This is a genomic window from Leifsonia poae, assembly GCF_020009625.1.
GTDB classification, from domain to species: domain Bacteria; phylum Actinomycetota; class Actinomycetes; order Actinomycetales; family Microbacteriaceae; genus Leifsonia; species Leifsonia poae_A.
The window spans coordinates 2,959,163-2,978,003 of record NZ_JAIHLP010000002.1; the positions used below are offsets into that span (position 1 = coordinate 2,959,163).

General features: G+C 68.6%; 18 protein-coding genes, 1 tRNA gene and 1 pseudogene. 16 read left to right on the forward strand and 4 right to left on the reverse strand.

The features are described 5' to 3' along the window. Positions 1-199: 199 nt before the first annotated feature. Positions 200-1,360: pseudogene (locus K5L49_RS20720) on the reverse strand (Bcr/CflA family efflux MFS transporter); the annotation flags it as partial. Then, positions 1,357-3,564, reverse strand: coding sequence for an alpha-galactosidase (locus K5L49_RS15005; protein ID WP_223693948.1), 2,208 nt, complete (start codon positions 3,562-3,564; stop codon positions 1,357-1,359). The pseudogene K5L49_RS20720 and the gene K5L49_RS15005, both read right to left, overlap by 4 nt. Positions 3,565-3,701: 137 nt before the next feature. Between K5L49_RS15005 and K5L49_RS15010 the strand changes: the two genes are divergently transcribed. From K5L49_RS15010 to K5L49_RS15040, 7 genes are all read left to right on the forward strand, one after another. After that, positions 3,702-4,430, forward strand: coding sequence for a ThuA domain-containing protein (locus K5L49_RS15010; RefSeq protein ID WP_223693950.1), 729 nt, complete (start codon positions 3,702-3,704; stop codon positions 4,428-4,430). A 21-nt stretch (positions 4,431-4,451) separates the two neighbouring features. Next, positions 4,452-5,459, forward strand: coding sequence for a Gfo/Idh/MocA family protein (locus K5L49_RS15015; protein WP_223693952.1), 1,008 nt, complete (start codon positions 4,452-4,454; stop codon positions 5,457-5,459). A 14-nt stretch (positions 5,460-5,473) separates the two neighbouring features. Further along, entirely contained in the window at positions 5,474-6,415 is a 942-nt protein-coding gene (locus K5L49_RS15020; RefSeq protein ID WP_223693953.1) for a carbohydrate ABC transporter permease, read from the forward strand. Next, complete coding sequence (locus tag K5L49_RS15025; protein ID WP_223693955.1) at positions 6,412-7,233, forward strand: carbohydrate ABC transporter permease; 822 nt, start codon at positions 6,412-6,414, stop codon at positions 7,231-7,233. The genes K5L49_RS15020 and K5L49_RS15025 overlap by 4 nt, the downstream gene beginning before the upstream one ends. A 46-nt stretch (positions 7,234-7,279) precedes the next feature. Continuing rightward, positions 7,280-8,542, forward strand: a complete 1,263-nt coding sequence (locus K5L49_RS15030; RefSeq protein WP_223693957.1) for a sugar ABC transporter substrate-binding protein — start codon at positions 7,280-7,282, stop codon at positions 8,540-8,542. A 170-nt stretch (positions 8,543-8,712) separates the two neighbouring features. Next, complete coding sequence (locus K5L49_RS15035; protein WP_223693959.1) at positions 8,713-9,198, forward strand: hypothetical protein; 486 nt, start codon at positions 8,713-8,715, stop codon at positions 9,196-9,198. Positions 9,199-9,262: 64 nt separating this feature from the next. After that, entirely contained in the window at positions 9,263-10,387 is a 1,125-nt protein-coding gene (locus K5L49_RS15040; protein ID WP_223693961.1) for a S1C family serine protease, read from the forward strand. Between the two features lie 163 nt (positions 10,388-10,550). Here K5L49_RS15040 and K5L49_RS15045 read toward each other — a convergent pair whose 3' ends face one another. Further along, a complete protein-coding gene (locus tag K5L49_RS15045; protein ID WP_223693963.1) occupies positions 10,551-10,694 on the reverse strand; it encodes a hypothetical protein in 144 nt (47 codons plus the stop codon). Positions 10,695-10,839: 145 nt separating this feature from the next. On the opposite strand from K5L49_RS15045, the gene K5L49_RS15050 reads away from it, so the two are divergent. The 6 genes from K5L49_RS15050 (at position 10,840) to K5L49_RS15075 (ending at position 15,761) form a co-directional block, all read left to right on the forward strand. Further along, positions 10,840-11,070 carry a DUF2283 domain-containing protein gene (locus tag K5L49_RS15050; RefSeq protein WP_223693965.1) on the forward strand — a complete coding sequence of 77 codons (231 nt, stop codon included), beginning with the start codon at positions 10,840-10,842 and terminating at the stop codon, positions 11,068-11,070. A 132-nt stretch (positions 11,071-11,202) separates the two neighbouring features. Further along, entirely contained in the window at positions 11,203-11,835 is a 633-nt protein-coding gene (locus tag K5L49_RS15055) for a DedA family protein (protein WP_223693967.1), read from the forward strand. Then, entirely contained in the window at positions 11,832-13,088 is a 1,257-nt protein-coding gene (locus K5L49_RS15060; RefSeq protein WP_223693969.1) for a sensor histidine kinase, read from the forward strand. The genes K5L49_RS15055 and K5L49_RS15060 overlap by 4 nt, the downstream gene beginning before the upstream one ends. Beyond that, entirely contained in the window at positions 13,085-13,756 is a 672-nt protein-coding gene (locus K5L49_RS15065) for a response regulator (RefSeq protein ID WP_223693971.1), read from the forward strand. The genes K5L49_RS15060 and K5L49_RS15065 overlap by 4 nt, the downstream gene beginning before the upstream one ends. A gap of 111 nt (positions 13,757-13,867) precedes the next feature. Next, the gene (locus K5L49_RS15070) at positions 13,868-15,211 is read left to right on the forward strand and encodes an acyltransferase family protein (RefSeq protein WP_223693973.1); all 1,344 of its coding nucleotides are present in this window, start codon (positions 13,868-13,870) and stop codon (positions 15,209-15,211) included. A 64-nt stretch (positions 15,212-15,275) separates the two neighbouring features. Then, entirely contained in the window at positions 15,276-15,761 is a 486-nt protein-coding gene (locus K5L49_RS15075) for a helix-turn-helix domain-containing protein (RefSeq protein ID WP_223693975.1), read from the forward strand. Positions 15,762-15,809: 48 nt separating this feature from the next. Here K5L49_RS15075 and K5L49_RS15080 read toward each other — a convergent pair whose 3' ends face one another. Continuing rightward, complete coding sequence (locus tag K5L49_RS15080) at positions 15,810-16,385, reverse strand: ATP-dependent Clp protease proteolytic subunit (protein WP_223693976.1); 576 nt, start codon at positions 16,383-16,385, stop codon at positions 15,810-15,812. Between the two features lie 229 nt (positions 16,386-16,614). Between K5L49_RS15080 and K5L49_RS15085 the strand changes: the two genes are divergently transcribed. From K5L49_RS15085 to K5L49_RS15095, 3 genes are all read left to right on the forward strand, one after another. Next, positions 16,615-16,699: transfer RNA gene (locus K5L49_RS15085), tRNA-Tyr, on the forward strand. Between the two features lie 189 nt (positions 16,700-16,888). After that, positions 16,889-17,701, forward strand: a complete 813-nt coding sequence (locus tag K5L49_RS15090; protein ID WP_223693978.1) for an inositol monophosphatase family protein — start codon at positions 16,889-16,891, stop codon at positions 17,699-17,701. Between the two features lie 152 nt (positions 17,702-17,853). After that, on the forward strand, positions 17,854-18,828 hold the full coding sequence (locus K5L49_RS15095) for a M23 family metallopeptidase (protein WP_223693979.1): 975 nt from the start codon (positions 17,854-17,856) through the stop codon (positions 18,826-18,828). Positions 18,829-18,841 lie beyond the last annotated feature (13 nt).

The following is an 18,841-nucleotide window of genomic DNA, read 5'->3' on the forward strand; positions in this document are numbered from 1 at the left end:
CGGCTCCCCACCCGGGCACGCCGCGCCGCGGCACCCCCTCCGCCATGCGCCCCCAGCACGGCTGCAGATCGCTGCGGCTGCGGATCGCTGCGGCTGCGGATCGCTGCGGCTGCGGATCAGCGCGGCTGCGGATCGCTGCGGGGCGCCGGATGCGGTTCGGGGAGAACACGATCGATCGCGGGCGCGCCACCATCCAGAGTGCGCAGACGGCGAGCAGCTGACAGGATGCCACGACGATGCCGAGCGGAAGCGCGGTGCCCAGCCCGAAGAACCCCGCGAGGGGGGAAGCGACCGCCCCGAGCCCGAGTTGTGCGGCACCGAGCAGGGCCGCCGCCGTGCCGGCGTTGAGCCCGTTGCGCTCCATCGCGAGCCCCTGGAGGCAGGGTGTCGTGGCGCCGAGGGCGAACGTGAAGACCCACAGGGGCCCGAGCACGGTGAGCAGCGGAGGCTCGGGCGATGTGGCGACCGCCACCAGCGCGAGCGCCGCGAGCGCGGTCACGGCGGTCGACACCCCGATCACACGTCCGGGAGGCACCCGCTGTGCCAGACGTGCGCCGACCTGCGTGCCGACGAGCATCGTCAGCGCGTGTGAGGCGAAGACCAGACCGTATTGGAACTCCGTCAGTCCGAACACGTCCTGGAAGAGGAACGATGACGACGAGAGGTAGCAGAACATGCCGGCCCAGAGCAGTCCGCCGGTCAGGAAGAGTCCGACCGAGACGCGGTCGCCGAGCACCGCGCGAAAGCGGGCCGGGCGACGCGATGCGGGATTCGACGCGGCGACGAGCGTCTCGCCGGTCGAGAGCATCCCGTAGACGCCGACGAAGAGTCCGTAGCAGGCGAGCGCCACGAAGACGCCGTGCCAGTCCAGCACCCGTAGCAGCAGCGAGCCGAGCATCGGACCCACCGCGATCGCGAGCCCGGAGACGACCGCGAGTGCGGCGAACATCCGCACCATCGGGCGCCCACGGTAGAGGTCGCGGACCATAGCGAGCGCGAGCACCCCGATCGCCGCCGAGGCGGCGCCCTGCAGGAAGCGTGTGGCGATGAGCACAGCCACATTCGGCGAGGCCGCGCAGAGCAGAGAGGCGACCACATGCACCCCGATCGCCGCGCCGAGGAGTCGGCGGCGGCCGATCGCGTCGCTCCACGGCCCGACCACGAGTTGCCCGATCACCATGCCCACGAGGGCGCCCGTCATGGTCAGTTGGATTGCGGTCGTCGGCGCACCGAAGTCGGCGGCGATCCGCGGGAAAGCCGGGAGGTACACATCGACGGTCAGTGTGCCGAGGGTCTGCAGGAGGCCGAGCGCGAGCGCGAGGCGGATGCCGTGCCGAACGGCGGGTGCGGCGGCGCTCATCCGGCGTCTTCGTCGACAGCGACCCGGAGCAGAACGCCGGATTCCGGCAGCAGGGCGGGAAACTGGAGGCCGACGCTCTCCAGCATGCGACCGGTGAAACGACGTTCGACGGCGGGGTTCTCCTCCTGTAGCCACGGCGGAAGGTCCGTGCCGGCCAGCACGGAGCTCGGATCGATGATGTCGACCCGATACGTGAGATCGGTGTCGAGTCCCCTCAGTCGCAGGCGTTCCATCGGGCTTTCGTCGCTTCGCGCGAGCATCACGACCGAGAACAGGGCCTCCCGGCGGTCGCGGGCGACGACACCGGTCGTCCACCGCGCGCCGGCGCCGTCGTGCGAACGGATCAGTTCGCCGCTGTGCAGCAGGGGGCGCCACCGCTTGTAGACGGCAACCCAGCCGGCCAGCTCGGAGCGATCGTGCGGCGAGAGTGTCGTCAGATCCCATTCGATGCCGAGGTGGCCGTACAGTGCCGTGACGGCACGGAAGCCGAGGGTGTGCATCCTGCCCGTCGTGTGGGAGCGCTCCGAGGCGATGTGGCTGCCGATCAACTCCAGAGGGATCAGCTGGCTGGTCCAGCGCTGGACGCCCTGGCGTTCGAGCGGGTCGATGCAGTCGGACGCCCAGACCCGGTCGGTGCGTTCCAGGATACCGAGGTCGACCCGCGCCCCGCCCGACGAGCAGCTCTCGATCTCAAGCGCGGGAAAGAGCGCGCGCACCTCGTCGAGCAGCCGGTAGACGGCCAACGTCTGGGCGTGCACCCCCGGCGTTCCCGAGGGCCCGCGGCCCGCCTCGACGAGGTCGCGATTGTGATCCCATTTGATGTAGTCGATCTCGAACTCGCTGACGATGGACTGCAGGCGCCCGAGAATGTAGGCGTAGGCCTCGGGATTCGTCAGGTCGAGCACCTGCTGGGCGCGCGACTCCGGCGGGAGGCGGTCGCCGGTGCGCATGATCCAGTCGGGATGCGCGCGGGCGAGGTCCGAATCGGGGCTGATCATCTCCGGTTCGAACCACAGCCCGAATCCCATTCCGAGTCGTCGCACCTCGTCGACCAGCGGATGCAGTCCGAGCGGCCACACGGTCTCATCGACGAACCAGTCGCCGAGACCTGCACGGTCGTGGCGACGGTTGCGGAACCAGCCGTCGTCGAGGACGAACCGCTCGACACCGACCTCGCTTGCGACAGCGGCGAGGGCCGTCAGTTTGGCGATGTCGTGGTCGAAGTAGACGGCTTCCCAGACGTTGAGGTTCACCGGGCGAGCGGATCGCGGATGCGCGGGCCGCTCGCGCAGGAGGGCGTGGAAGTCGTGCGCGAGGGCATCCAGGCCGGTGGCGGTGCCCGCGTAGAGCGTGGGGCTCGCGTAGCTCTCGCCGGGTTCGAGTGCGATCTCGCCGGGCAGCAGCAATTCGCCGCCGCCGATCAACCGTTGCCCGTCGCTGGTGCGTTCGGCGCGGTAGCGGTGGTTTCCGCTGAAGCCGAGGTGCACGCCCCAGACTTCCCCTGTGGCGAAATCGAACTCCGCCTCGCCGACGGTCAGCACGGTCGCGGCATCGGGCCCGGTGCGGCCCCGGCGGCCCTCGCGCAGGTGGCCGCCGATGGTGAACTCGTGTCGCTGCGGCACGCGTTCGCGAGACCAGCGCCCAGCGAGGTCGAAGATCTGAGTGGCCCGGCCGGGAACGGGCAGCAGGAGTTCTAGGCCGCCCAGGTCGTAACGGTCGTCTCCGCGGTTGGTGACAGTGGCCGAGAGCTGCAGCACACCGGATGCCGTCAGCTCGATTCGAAGGTGCAATCCGAGGGCGGCCGCGCTGTCTTCGGCGTCGAAATGGAGCCGCACGGGACCGGTGACGATGTCGACGTCGGCCGTGCCGGTCATCCGGGTCTCGGCTGACAGTGGTGCGGCGCCCGCCGAGGTCACCCGGAAGCTGGTCGCCCACGCGCGGCCGCCGCGCGAACCGAGGAGCCCGGGCGTCCCCACCCAGCCGGTTCGGTTCTCGGGCACCAGGGAGGCCGAGATGGAGTCGTCGATCAGGTTGTCGACGCGAGCGGGGAGGGCAGCGTCGGCCAGCGACCTCACGGTGTCGGGGTCGACCGCTCCGAGCTCGCGACCCCAGTGCGCGATCGTCGGCAGGCCGCCGCCCCGTGCGTCGATGACGACGGTCGTCGATCCGCCGGTGAGGCAGAGGAGGTGTTCTCGAATATCCACGCGGTCGCGTCCTTTCCCGTCCGCCGACTCTGGCGGTCGTCCCCCACGCTAGCCTAAAGAAAGATGGTTGCGAAAATAGCTTTCATTACTTAGGCTACGTTCGATGTCTCTTGAGAAAGGTCAACGGTGATCGGCAGATGATCCGAGCCACAGTGTGGAATGAATTCGTCGAGGAGAAGATCTACCCCTCGGTCTCCTCGGTGTACCCCGACGGCATACATGTCGTCCTCGCCCAAGCGCTCGGTGACGAACTCGCACAGGAAGTGCAGGTGCGCACGGCCGTGATGCAGGACGACGAACACGGCCTCACCGACGATGTGCTCGCCGCGACCGACGTGCTGCTGTGGTGGAGCCACCTCGAGAACGACGCCGTCTCCGACGAGATCGTCGCCCGGGTGCAGCGACGCGTGCACCAGGGGATGGGCCTCCTCATCCTGCACTCGGCGATCCTCTCCAAGGTGGCCAAGACGCTTCTCGGAACCTCGAACGACGCGACCGGATGGCGGCACGGCGACAAGGAGCACCTCTGGACGATCCTGCCGACGCACCCGATCGCGGCCGGCGTTCCCAACCCGGTCGTGATCCCGCAGCAGGAGATGTACGGGGAACCGATCGACATTCCGACGCCGGACGAACTGGTCTTCATCAGCAACTTCGAGGGCGGCGAGGTGCTCCGGAGCGGATGCGCCTACCTGCGCGGTCAGGGGCGCATCTTCTTCTTCGCACCGGGCCACGAGGAGTACCCCGTCTACTTCCAACCCGAGATCCGTCGGATCCTCGGCAATGCGGTGCGGTGGGCGGCGGCCGGGCTGCCCGCGCCCGCGCGACCGACCCGCACCGGGGAGTACCCCGCGAGTGGTGGCTGACCGAAGAAGGGACGCGCTGAGATGACGCACTCCCTCATCCAGGTCGGTCTGGGCCCGTGGGGAACGGACTGGGCGACCACGATCCTCCCGCAGGTCCCCGGCGCGAATGTCGTTGCCTGGGTCGATGCCTCCGCCCAGAGTCGGGAGGCGTTCCGGGCGGCGACGAATGCTCCCGCCGACAGCGTGTTCGCCGACCTCGGATCGGCGGTCGCCGCGACGGGCGCCGAGGCCGTGATCGCCCCCGTGGCCATCCCCGCCCACGAGGCGGTCGCCCGCGAGGCGATCGATCTCGGCCTGCACCTGCTGCTCGAGAAGCCGTTCGTATTCGATGTGCGCACCGCGCAGTCATTGGTGCTGGACGCTGAAGCGCGAGGGCTCACCTTCGTGATCGACCAGAACTACCGGCACTTCCCGGCCGCGCCGGTCGTGCGCGGGCTGCTTGCGGATGGCACCCTCGGAACGCTCCGCCGAGTCGGCGTGCGCTGGCATCGGGTGCACCAGGGTGTCTCCCTATCGAACGCGCTCGTCGAGCTGGCGATCCACCACTTCGACCTCATGCGCTACATCCTCGGTTCCGACGCGCTGGCGATCACCTGCGTCACCCGACCGCGGATCTCGCAGGTGAGCGACTTCGCTCCCGAGGCGCACGCAATCATCGAGATGTCGAACGGGATCGTCGTCGACTACACGCTCACCAGTCAAGGCATCGACGCCACGACACCGTGGCCCGGGCAGTGGTGCATCAGCGGCGACGACGGCGAGCTGCAGTGGGGTACGGCCGAGACGAGTCCGAACGAGCCCTCGCACGAGTTCGTCCGCCTCCGCGCGGCCGACGGCGAGAGGCAGCGCGTCCCGATCGACACGGGCGTGCCGTTCGAACGCGTCGGCGTTCTGCTCGACTTCCTGGCCTCGATCGAGACCGGGGCCGCGCCGCGGTCCTCCGCAGCCGACAACCTCGGCAGCGTGGCGATGCTCGAGGCGGCCCTGCTATCCGCTTCCGGCGCCGGGCGCGTCGTCATCGCGTCATGAGTGAGGGTCGTGTCATGAGCGAGGGTCGCGTCACGAGCCGGGGACACGACCTGAGCCGGGGGCGCACGGTGAAACGGGGACGGCATGGCCTCTTCGGAAAACGTGCCCTGCTCTTCCTGATTCCGGGCGCGGTGTACCTCGCTGTGCTCTCCATCTACCCGCTCATCGACCTGTTCCGCACCGCCTTCGCCGATGTGACCGCCGCGAACATCCTCGGCGGCCGACCGTTCAACGGCCTCGACAACGCGCAGGCCGTCCTCGACGATCCGGCGTTCCTCGGCATCGTCGTGCAGACCCTGGTGGTGGTGGCGATCGTGCTCGTCGTCAGTCTGGGCGGCGGATTCCTGGCCGCCCTCGTGCTGCGGCCCCGCACCCGGCTCAGTGCCATCACCCTCGGGTTCATGGTGTTCGTGTGGACCCTCCCGCCGGTGGTCTCGGGCAACCTCTGGAAGTTCCTTCTCTCATCCGATGGCGCGATCAACACGACGCTGATCGCGTTGCATCTCATCGACAAGCCGCTGCCCTGGCTCTCCCAGGGCACGCTCGCACTGGTCGTGCTCGCATTGGTGAACGCCTGGACGATCGTTCCGTTCTGCGCACTCGTCATCCGGGCCGCCCTGCTCGACGTTCCGGAGGAACTGCTCGAGGCCGCCGCCATCGACGGCGCCTCCGGGTGGAAAGCCAACCGCTACATCGTGCTGCCGCTCCTGCGGCCGGTGCTCTCGATTCTGAGTGTGCTGGTCGTCATCAACGCGTTCCGGAGCTTCGACTTGATCTTCGTGATGACGGCCGGCGGGCCGGGCACCGCCACGACGACGCTCCCGTTCCTCAGCTACCAGCAGGCGTTCCACTTCTACGAGTTCGGTCAGGGCGCGTTCACCGCGCTCCTCTCACTGCTGATCGTGCTCGGGCTCGCCGCCGTCTACATCCGCGCGAACCGCAAGGAGACGCAATGAGAACCGTCCAACACCGCACCTGGCTCACCGTGGTCGGCGCGATAGTGCTGCTCGCCATCTACGCGCTACCGCTCTACTGGCTCGTCACCACGTCGTTCAAGAAGCTCGACGATGTCTTCGTCGGTACAGCGGGATTCCTCTTCACGCCGACGGTGCAGGCCTATGTCGACGTCTGGAACTCCGGCTTCGCGCAGTCGGCGCTCAACTCGATCATCATCGCAGTGAGCGCCACGGTGCTCGTGCTCGTGATCGGGGTTCCGTCGGCGTACGGACTCGCCCGGGTGAACGGATGGATCGTCAACCTGAGCCTCGCCCTGCTGATCGTCCTGCAGATGGTGCCGGCCACCTCGACGCTGATCCCGCTTTACAGCCTGCTCGCGTCCTGGCAGCTCACCGGCAACCTGTTCGGCGTCGCCCTGGCGATCGCGGCCGGCACCCTTCCGTTCAGCGTGCTCCTCCTGCGGCCCTTCTTCACCTCGGTGCCGATCGCCATCGAGGAGGCGGCGTCGCTCGACGGGGCCGGGATGCTGCGCCGATTCTTCGAGGTCGTGCTCCCGATCACCCGCAACGGCATCGCGACGGTCGGAACCCTCGCGTTCATCGGTGCGTGGGGCGAGTTCCTCTACGCGATCACGTTCCTCACCGATCCGCAGCAGTACCCGGTCAGCGCGCTGCTCGCGCAGCAGATGTCGTCGTACGGAGCCAACTGGCCCGGGCTGATGGCCGTTTCGGTGCTCGTCTCAGTTCCGACCGTATTGATCTTCCTGTTCGGCCAGAAACTCCTGGTCGGCGGAATCACCATGGGCAGCGTGCGCTGAGGCACGCGTCTGACCGGCAAACACACCAGCAGTAAGGAGAAGGACAATGTTCGACAAGCACAGCAGATCTCGCCGAGGACGACAGGTCGCCCGCATCGTCGCGTTCGCGGCGATCGCCTCCCTGAGCGTCTCGGGCCTCGCCGCGTGCAGCAGCGGCGGCAACGCGGCCGGTGGCGACAAGACTGTCTCGTTCTGGCACTACTACGCGCAGGGCATCCCGGCCACGAAGAAGTTCACCGCGGATCTCACGAGCATCGTCGCGAAGCAGAATCCCGGCATCACGCTCGACCCGGTCTTCGTGCCGACCGAGCAGCTCACCCAGAAGGTCATCGCCTCCGCCGCGAGCAAGAAGGGTCCGGACACCTTCGTCGAAGACGGTTCCGATCTTCCTCAGCTCGTGAAAGCGGGCGCGCTCGCCGACTTCACGAAGCAGTTCGACGCGTTCAAGGACAAGGACCAGTTCCCCGAGTCCGTCGTCACCCGCATCGACGGCAAGGTCTATGGGGTCAAGGGCTTCATGAACGGCGTCGGCCTCTGGTACAACCAGGACATCCTCGACGAATTCGGGCTCACACCGCCGACGACGATGGACGAGCTGAACGCGGATCTGGCCACGATCGGCACGAAGTACATCGGCCTCGGGGTCGCCGGTCAGGGCCAGCAGGACGGCGACGCGTTCCCGTTCATCACGGCGTACGGCTTCGACTACAAGAAGCCCTCGGCCAAGCCGCTCGAGAAAGCCTTCTCGATGGTGGGTGACTGGGCGCACAAGGGGTACATCCCGCAGGACGCGGCGACCTGGACCGGTGATGTCGTGTTCCAGAAGTTCCTGACCGGCACCATGGCGTTCGCCGTCGGAGGCAACTGGCAGTACGGAAACGCGAAGGCGACGGCCAAGTTCAAGTACGGCGCCGTGCCGATGCCCTCCGGAACGCAGCCGGCGCAGGTCTACCAGTTCGGCGACTACGCGTATATGGGCGCCTTCACGAAAGACAAGGACACCGCGTTCAAGGCCATCGCCTCCATGTTCCTGAGCAAGGAGGGCGAGATGGCGGCGTTCGCGGCAGGCAGCCTTCCCACGCGGAAGGATCTGGCCGACGAGCCGGCGCTGAAGAGCGATCCCGTGTTCAGCAGCTTCCTCAAGGGGCTGCAGAACAGCGTGCCCTACCTCATCCCCGGTTTCGGAACGGAGCTCACGCAGATGCGCGAACCGGTCGGGCAGGCGTGGGGCTCGGTCATCGCCCAGCAGAAGAGCGCGGCCGACGCGGCGAAGGGAGCGATCGACGCCATCGACCGCGTGAAGAAGTAGCAACAGGATCCGCAGGAGGGCGGTGCCGCCCGCGCTCCTGCGGATCGCTCGTCCGTGCACGAAACGGTGGCGCTGAGACGCCCGACATGACTATCGTGACGGTGGGCGGACGAGTTCCGGTTTCGAACCTCGTGACGTCCGGGTGGGGCGATGCGCAGAGGAGAGATCCGATGAGAGCACGAATCAGGCGGGGCGTCACGAGTCTGGTGATCGGCGGCCTGCTCGTCGTCGGCCTGGCGGGCTGCGAGTATCTCGTTCCGCAGGGAGTGATTCAGGTGAACGACACCGTCGGTGTCGACACGAACATCGGCGGGGTCGACATCCGCGACGTCGTTCTGGTGATGGACAAGGGTGCGTTGAGCGGGGATGCCGCGAATCTCGTTGCCTCCTTCCTCGCCTCCGGCAGTTCAGCCGTCGAACTGCAGGTGACGGTCGGCCACGAGCCGGCGCAGACCGTGACGGTCGAACCGGGATCGGTCGTGACGATCGGCCGGCCGTCAGGCGAGGTTCTGCTCTTCGGTTCTGTCGACACTCGGCCTGGCGGTCTGGCCCAGGTGACGTTCTCCACCGCATCCACCTCGACGACCGTCGACGTTCCGGTGCTCACCGATGACGTCTCCGGCTACGCGGGCCTCGGACCGCGTTCGGTGGGCTGACGGTTGTTGACCTGACGGCCCACCCGGAACAGACTGGGGCCACGCGGGCGGAACGAGGGGGACTATGACGATTTCGGGTGAGCAGCGTCAATCGGGGCGTTCGGGCAGAGGGTGGATCTGGATCGTCGTGGCGATCGCCGTCGTACTCGGGCTGGTCGCCGGTTTCCTGGGCGGCCTTCTCGGCCGGAACGTCGGTGGTTCCGCGCCGGCCTCCTCGAGCACCGCCGTCTCGTCGGGCAACTCGTGCGACGCGACGAAGGTCTCGACCGAGGTACTGCCGGCCGTCGTGACCATCTCGGCGAGCAACGGTTCCGAAGGCGGCGTGGGCACCGGCGAGATCGTTCGCAAAGACGGCTATATCGTCACGAACAACCACGTGATCTCCGTCGCGGCGACGGGTGGCACGATCGAGGTCCTCTACAGCAGCGGCGAGACCGTGCCGGCGACCCTCATCGGACGTGACCCGCGAGCCGACCTCGCCGTTCTGAAGGTGACGAGTTCGACCGACCTTCCCACGATCGGGCTCGGCTCGTCAGCATCGGTCGTGGTGGGGGAGCCGGTCGTGGCACTCGGAGCGCCGCTCGGGCTCTCCGGTTCGGTGACAGCGGGCATCGTCAGCGCCCTGGGGCGCGACGTCACCGTGCCGAGCGACAACGGCCAGACGGCGGTCCTCGCGGGGGCGATCCAGACCGACGCGGCGATCAACCCGGGCAATTCGGGCGGACCACTGGTGGACTGCGCGGGCAAACTCATCGGCATCAACACCGCCATCGCCACCGTGCCCAATGCATCCGGTGAAGCCGGCGGCGGCAGCGTCGGCATCGGCTTCGCTGTTCCGGTGGATCGGGCCATCTCGATCGTCGATCAGATCATCGCCAGCGGCAAGGCCACCTACCCGTACTTCGGCGTCTCCGTCGTCGCCATCCCGGAGAACGTCGCCGCCGACTACGGCGTCGACGCCGGACTCTACATCGCGTCGGTCGTCGCGGGTGGCCCCGCCTCCGCAGCGGGACTGAGGGCGGGCGACATCATCCTCACGGTCGACGGCAAAGCGGCGACCACGCCGGAAGACCTGACCGCCGTGACCCTGACGAAGAAGGCCGGAGACAAGGTGGAGATCGGTTACCTCCGCGACGGCAAGAAGGCGACGACGACCGTGACTCTGAGGGAGGCTCCGCAGACGGGCTGACAGCAGTGGACGCTGCTGCGTCAGGTAACCGGTCGCCAGATCGTGAGCCTCCTGTTTTCAGGAGAAGGCCGCGGCCGCCGACCGGTGAGTCCTGAAAACAGGGCCACGCGGCAGCCTGGGCTCGGAAGCTCCTGAAAACAGGGGGCAGGGGCCGACGAGAACGCTAGGCCGTCTGCTGCAGCTCAGCCAGGTAGGTGATGTGGCAGCCGTCACCGTTGCACTCGACGCAGAGCAGCACCTCGTCGTCGCGCTGGACCGGGTCGGCGCCGGTACCGTCACACCGTTCGCAAATCTCCACTGTCCTCATGGGCACGATTCTGCGCCGCACCCCCGACACCGCCGTCAGGTCGACCGGGGTGTCGCGAAACGGAGGCGCACCCTCGTTCGGCGAGCTGATGCGAGTGGTACGACAGTCCGACGACAGCCGCGAGGACCGTTTCTAGGCTCGAGGCATGCGACTGACATACGACCCCGAGCTCGACGTCGCCTCCCTGAGGCTCGACGACACCGCCGGCATCGCGCTGGCCGATCGCGCATCCACCGCTCACACCCCGAACGGCGGTGCATACATCGACGCCGAATACGACGCCGACGGCTATCTGATCGGGTTCGAGGTGCTCGGCGCCGGGCAGCTGATCCATCCCGAGGTGCTCGCCGCTGCGGAGCGCGTCACCCGCCACTGACGCCGCACCCGGCGATCTCCCCCTGAGGTAGGGGGTGCGCCGGTACCGCCGGGGGACGCGCCGTCGCATCCCCTGTTCCTAGCCTCGGTTATGGGCGCATTCCTGCGTCCCCGACCGAGAGGAGAGCCGTTCGTGGATGCCGTCAACCAGCTCATCGCACACGCAGCCTCATCCCCGTGGATCTACCTCATCGTCATCGGCGTCGTCTTCGTCGACGCCTTCTTCCCGCCGGTGCCGAGCGAGTCCATCGTCATCGCCGCCGCCGCGGCCAGCATCACGCTCGGTCAGCCGAACATCGCGCTGATCGTGGTGTGCGCCGCCGTCGGAGCGATCGTGGGCGACAACCTCACCTTCGCCATCGGTCGGGCCGTCGGGCTCACCCGGTTCCGCTGGATGCGCCGGCCCCGCATGCAGTCGGCGCTCGACCGTGCGCGTCGGGGGCTCGACCGCCGGGCGGCCGTTCTGCTGCTGACCGCGCGCTATATTCCGGTCGGACGTGTGGCCGTGAACCTCGTCGCCGGCGCTTCCGGGTTCTCGCGTCCCCGCTTCTTCGGGCTCTCGATCGTGGCCGGGCTGACCTGGTCGGTGTATTCGGTTACGGTGGGACTGCTCGCGGGCCACTGGCTGCACGGCAACCCGTTCCTCGGGATGCTCGTCGGCGTCGGGATGGGGCTGGCGACCGGGGTCGTCGTCGACGCCGTGATCAGAGCGAGGGCCGGACGCCGTGCGAACGGGCCGGCCCTCGGTGAGGTGGAGGTGCCATGAGTTCGCTCCCGTCCGCGCCCGAACGGGCCGGCCAGCCCCGCCAGCGGCTGGACAGAATGCTCGTGCTCCTCTCCGGGGTCGGCGGAACCGCCGCCGTCGCTGTTCTGGCGCTCACCGCCGCCCTCGGCGCGACGATCTACGGCATCCCGGTGGTGATCGCGTTGACGCTCGGCGTCGCGCAGGCCGGGGCGATCCTCCTCGCCGTCTTCGCACCGCGGTACGGCATGGCGTTGTCCGTCATCGCCGTCGCCGGGTTCGCCGTCGCGTCGACGCCGGACGGGGCGAACCCGTGGCCTGTGCCGGTGACCGCCCTCATCGCGCAGGCCGTCGTCATCCTGTTCGCCACCCTGCGCTCCGATTGGCGCACCGGTCTCGTCGGTTGGGGAGCGGGCGTGGCCGCCGGCATCGTCGTGGCGCTGATCGTGGTGAATCGCTCCGACTCTGGCGTGACGCCCGGCGCGGCGACGGCCGATCTCATCGTGTTCGCCTCCATCACGGGGATCGTGCTCGTGGCCGCCGTGCTGGTCACGCAGTGGCAGGCCGTCCGCCGGCAGCTTCAGCGGGAGCAGCAGGTGTCGGCCTCCGAGCTCGCGCGCCGCGAGATCGCCGAGGAGCGCACCCGCATCGCCCGCGAACTGCACGATGTCGTCGCCCACGGAATGTCGGCCATCCAGGTGCAGGCGTCGTCGGCGCGCTACCGCATCCCGTCGCTCAGCGAGGAGGCGGCCGCCGAGTTCGACGACCTGGCGGCCACGGCCCGCGGCGCGATGGGGGAGATGCGCCGGCTGCTCGGCGTTCTGCGCAGCGAAGACACGGTCGTCGAGACGGCGCCGCAGCCGGGCGTGACGGATGTGCCCGGTCTCGTCGAGCGCGCCAGGCGCGCCGGCGCCGTCGTGACACTCGACGACCGGGTGAGCCCGGCGGAGACCGCGACGCTCGATCCGGCGCTCTCGTTGACCGTCTACCGCATCGTGCAGGAGTCGCTGAGCAACGTTGCCCGGCACGCCACCGGTGCCGGAACGCTGGTGCTGCTCGCCACCGCCGACGGCGCCCTCGACGTCGAGGTGCGCAACGAGGCGTCGACCGGGCGCCCGGCTTCGGCGCCAGCGCCCGACACGGGCGGGCACGGCATCCGCGGGATGCGCGAGCGCACCGCCCTCCTGGGTGGCAGTCTTGATGCGGGGCGCACCGACGACGGCGGATTCGCCGTTCGCGCCTCCTTCCCGCTCCGCCCGCCGAAAGGGGCAGCATGACGATCTCGGTGCTCATCGTCGACGACCAGGCGATGGTGCGCGCCGGCTTCGCCGCGATTCTCGACGCCCAAGACGACATCACCGTCGTGGGCCAAGCCGCCGACGGGGCCGAGGCGGTCGAACAGGCCCGGCGGCTGCGGCCCGACCTCGTGCTCATGGATGTGCGCATGCCGGTCATGAACGGCATCGATGCCACGAGGGAGTTGGTGCATCCGAGTCGGGGCGAACCGTATCGGCCTCTGGTGCTCGTGCTCACCACCTTCGATGCCGACGACTATGTGCACGACGCCCTGAACGCCGGCGCGAGCGGTTTCCTGCTGAAGGACGCGCTGCCGGAAGACCTGGTGCAGGCCGTGCGGATCGTCGCCGCCGGGGATGCGCTCCTCGCCCCGCGCGTGACGAAACGGCTCCTGGAACGGTTCGCCGCCCAGCGTCCGGCGACGAACCTGCATGCCCTCGCGCTCGCCGGCCTCACCGAACGCGAGCACGAGATCCTGGTGCTGATCGGTCGGGGATACTCGAACGGCGAGATCGCCGGCGAACTGTTCATCGCCGAGCAGACCGTGAAGACCCACGTGAGCCGGGTCTTCGCCAAGCTCGGTCTGCGCGATCGGGTGCACGCCGTCATCCTCGCTTTCGACGCTGGACTGGTCGAACCCGCGTCCTGACCCCTACGACGGTATGGCGCCGATTCGCTCCACGGATTGATGCCCCGACCGTCGCCGGCTTGACACGCTCCTCTCGGACGGCCCGCCGTGGGCCGACGGAAGGAGCCCGCCGTGGCCGCAGCGACCGTAACACCGTCTGGAACGGCAGCAGCCTTCGCTGCATCCGCATCCCTGATCTCCGCCCGCCCGACCGGACCCGCCCGTGCACCGCGTGACACGACCGTGGACATCGCCCGGGCCTGGTGCCTCGTGGTGGTGGTCGCACTCCACTCGCTCATGGTGGGGGTGAGCGTCGCCGCCGCCGGGCCGGTGCTCGCCAACGCGCTCGAGGGTTGGTCGTGGTTCCCGGCGGTGAGCTGGTTCGCCCAGATCATGCCGCTCTTCGTGGTGCTCGGCGGCTTCTCCAGTTTCACGCAGTGGAGCAGGATGCGCGCCCGCGGAGTGCGCCCCGCCGACTACATCGCCCAACGGATGCGGCGGCTGCTCCGCCCGGCGGTCGCCGCGATCGCCGCGGTGGTGATCGTGCTGGCCGCCCTCGCGATCGCCGGTGTTCCGGCCGCGATCGTCGCCACGGCAGGGTTCCGGCTGAGTCAGCCGCTCTGGTTCCTCGGGGTGTACATCCTGTGCACGGCGTTCGTTCCGTTGCTCGAGACGGCGCACCGTCGCCGCCCAGTCGTCACAGTCGTCGGGCTGCTCGCCGCCGTGCTGGCCGTCGACATCGTGCGTAACACGACCGGGGTCACGGCCGTCGGGTTCGCCAACCTGCTGTTCGTCTGGCTGCTCATCCAGCAGTTGGGATTCTGGTTGGCCGACGGGCGCATCCCGGGTCTGGGGCGCCGGCGCCTCTCGTTGCTCGCGGCGGCGGCATATGCTGCTCTTTTCGTGCTCGCCGCCTGCGGTGTCTACTCCTTCGACATGCTCGCCAACCTCAACCCGCCCACCGCAGCCCTTGTGGTGCTCGGCGTCGGTCAGGCGTCGCTCTTCGAACTGGCGCGGCCGGCGCTGCGCCGGCTCGAGGGCATCAGGCCGTTCGCGGCCGCGGTCACGGCGATCAACGCCCGCGCGATGACGATCTACCTCTGGCACATGCTCGTGCTCATCGGGCTGGCCGGCGCGCTGCTGCTCACCGGGCAGCGACTGCCGGTGCCGCTGAGCGCCGAGTGGTGGCTCTCCCGGCCGCTGTGGCTGGCAGCGGTGACGATCGGTGTCGCCGCCGTTGTGGCGGCGGCCGGTCGCATCGAGCTGGCGCGCGCTGGCGGGGATGCGGTGCATGGCCGGCCGGGTGCCTTCGCGTATCTGGGTGCGGCGGCCGGTGCGGGAGGTGTGCTGCTCATCCTGGTGACCGGGTTCTCGGCGGCCGGTGGGGTTCTCGGCCTCGCACTGGTGGCCGGCGCGGAGGCGCTGAGCCACCGCGGCGGTGTGTCGGCGATTCTGCCGAGAGCAGAACTCCGGTGAGACCGGGGTCGTTCGGCGCCGCGCGGAATAGGCTGACCGACACGTCGACCGTGAGGAGGGGCCCATGCTGATGCGCCACGCGATCGGTTCCGTGCTCAGGCGTCTGCGGCTCGAGCGGGGCAAGACCCTGCGACAGCTGTCTGAGGCGTCGCGCATCTCGCTGCCGTACCTCTCCGAGGTGGAGCGGGGTCGCAAGGAGGCCTCCTCCGAGATCCTCGCCACCCTGTGCCGCGTGCTCGATGTGACCGAGCGGGAACTGCTGGCGCGGGCGTCGGCGGAGTTCGCGCGCAGCGAGCTGACGCTGGCGACGACGGGCGCGACGGATGTGCGGACGTTGCAAACGCATCCGCTCGCGGGTTCGCCGCTCGCCGATTCGCCTCGTGCCGGCCGCCCGGTCGTCAGGCTTCGCGTCGGTGGGCTCCGCGTCGCCGGGCTGCAACGCGCCGGGCTCCGAGTCGCCGGGGATCAGCTCGACGCCCCAGCCGCGGGCGTCGAAGTCGGTCCCTTCCAGCCAGCGCACGAGCTCAGCCCGATCCGCCTCGTCGCCTGACCCTGGTCATCTCTCGTCTCCTCGCGAGGTTCGGTGCCGCCGACCGGCTCAGGGTCGGGGGAGGGATGCAGTCGAACCGATCACATGGTCGACGAACCCATAGTCGAGCGCCTCGTCGGCGGTGAACCAACGGTCACGGTCGCCGTCTTCGACGATCTGCTCGACCGTCTTGCCGGTCTGGGCGCTCGTCAGCTCCGCCATCCGCCGCTTGAAATGCAGGATCTGTTTGGCCTGGGTCTGGATGTCGGCCGAGGTGCCGCCGAAGCCGCCGTGGGGCTGATGCATCACGACGCTCGCGTTGGGCAGCGAATACCGCTTGCCCGCCGTGCCGGAGGAGAGGAGGAACTGCCCCATCGATGCGGCGAACCCCAGCGCCACCGTCGCCACGTCGGCTTGCACGAACTTCATGGTGTCGTAGATGGCGAAACCGGCTGTGATGGAACCACCCGGCGAATTGATGTAGAGAAAGATGTCTCGCTCGGGTTCGACCGAGTTCAGGAGGAGGAGTTGCGCGCAGATCTCGTTGGCCGAGTCGTCGGTGACCTCGCTGCCCAGAAAGATGATCCGCTCCTCGAGCAGACGTTTGAAGATCGGGTGGTCGGGAGTGCCAGGTGTCGCATCCATGGTGGCCTTTCGGTTCTACGTTCGGGGCGGTGATGGCCCCAGTCTGCGTTCGCCCCGGCGTCGGGCACCCGTGTTTCTGCCCAGCGCGAATCTGCCGACGGCAGACACGCCCTCCCCGCGGTCGCGACTCCCGGCCGGCATCGCACGCCCTGATTTCGCTTAGCGCCGTTCGGTGAGTATTCTTGTCGAGCGCCTTCGGTCAGCAGAAAACTGGTGGTTGGAGCGCCCTGGCGAGTTACCCAAGCGGCCAAAGGGATCTGACTGTAAATCAGACTGCTCAGCATTCGGGGGTTCGAATCCCTCACTCGCCACCATGTGAAGTGTCACGACATCGGTCTCGCACTTTCGGCAAAACCCCTGGTCTTGGGCCAGGGGTTTTCTGGTTGTCGAGCCCGACGGGTCGGGTGGAGCCGAGGGCGTGAGTCGGATCCTCCACATCCCGGGTTCTCCCCAGATCTGGGCGGCGCTGTTCGCGGAGGTGCCCGGTCTGCGAGGCTGAGTGCATGCCAGCCAACGTCGAACTCCTCGGAATCGCCCGCACCATCGCCCTTCGCGCCGGCGACCTCGCCCGCCTGCGTCGTGCCGAAGGCGTTGAGATCGCCGCCTCGAAGTCGTCGCTCAGCGATATCGTGACGCGCGCCGACCAAGAAGTGGAGCACATCATCCGCGGGGCCATCGCGGCGGCGCGGCCGAACGACGGGTTCTACGGGGAGGAGTCGGGAGCAGAGACCGGGAGCAGCGGACTCACCTGGGTCGTCGACCCGATCGATGGCACGGTCAACTACTTCTACGGCATCCCGTCGTACGCCGTGAGCATCGCGGTGGTCGAAGGCGATCCCGATCCGCAGACCTGGCGCGCTCTGGCCGGTGTCGTGGTGAACCCGGCGGCGGGCGAGGTGTTCGCTGCTGCGGCCGGCGGCGGGGCGGCCCTGAACGGGCAGACGCTGCACGTGAACCACGACACCGAGCTGGAACTCGCTCTGGTCGGCACCGGCTTCGGCTACGACGCGACCCGACGCGAACGACAAGGCCGCGTCGTCACCGAGCTGATCGGCAGGGTGCGCGATATCCGTCGCATCGGCGCGGCGTCGCTCGACCTCTGCGGTGTCGCGGCGGGGCGGCTCGATGCATACTACGAACGTGGGCTCAACCCCTGGGATCACGCCGCCGGTGCGCTCATCGCAGCGGAGGCCGGGGCGACCGTGGGTGGACTGAGGGATGCGCGGGCGAGCAGCGACCTCGTCGTCGCAGCCGAGCCGGGGCTGTTCTCACGCCTGAACCCCCTCCTTCAGGAGTTCCACCGCGACGACTGGTGAACGCAGCCAGCCGCCGTAAAAGCATGCATTTACATGGTGTTGATCAGCGGCGTCGGGTAGTGTTTATGAATTCGTTATATTTGCAGGCCGCGTCGAATACGCGGACTCGCCCGAAATCCACCCCCGAGAGAGACTGAAAGCCGACACGACAGTTGACTGCCGAGCCCCAGGAGAACACCGCCCCCACGCGCGCGGCCCTCGGGCAGGCGACCCCGGAAGATCCGGCCGAGCGGACCATCCTGATCGACGGTGCACCGCCGGCGACGCGCCGTGAACGGCGCGAACGCGAGCGGGCGGAAGAGGCGCGAAAGAGGGCCAGCGACGGTCTCCCGAACCGGAGGGAGACGCGGGTTCCCCCGCTGCGCACCCCGGCAACGGGCACGCCCCGAGTGCGCACGCCGCGGGCGCACCGCTCGAGTGCGGCCAAAGGCATCAGCATCCTCGCGATGACATTCGCGGCCACGATCGCGGTCGCCACTTCGGTGCCCGCGATGGCGTTGCTCACCCAAGAGGATGTGCGAACCCTCGCGTTGCATGCTCAGGCGCCGAGCGTCACGACGGGCGAAACCCAAGACTTCGTGGCCGACCCGGGCGCGACCGTCGCCACGATCGAACGCGACGGGGCAGCGGTCACCTCCGCCGAGCAGGTCTCGGCGATCAGCCACATGCGGATCGCCGAAACCTTCACCAACAACCCACTCGGCACGGTGCAGTGGCCCTTCCCTGTCGGGGTGCCGATCTCCGACGGTTACGGACCACGCATTGCGCCGACCGACGGCGCCTCCACGAACCATCTCGGCGTCGACTTCGCCCCCGGCGCCGGAGTGCCGATCCAGATCATCGCCGACGGCGTCGTGCGGGAGGTCGTACTGAGAGACAACGGCGGCTGCGGCGTCAACGTGACGATCGATCACATGATCGGCGGGAAGCTCATCGCCAGCAAGTACTGCCATATGCAGAGCGGGTCTGTGCGGGTCACCGCGGGCCAGCAGGTGAAAGTCGCCGATACCGTCGGGCGGGTCGGCAACACGGGCATCTCAACGGGCGCCCACCTGCACTTCGAGATCCTGCTGAACGGAACAGAGCACACCGACCCCTACGCCTGGCTGAAAGCCAACGCGAGCTGAGCGAAAACGCTCG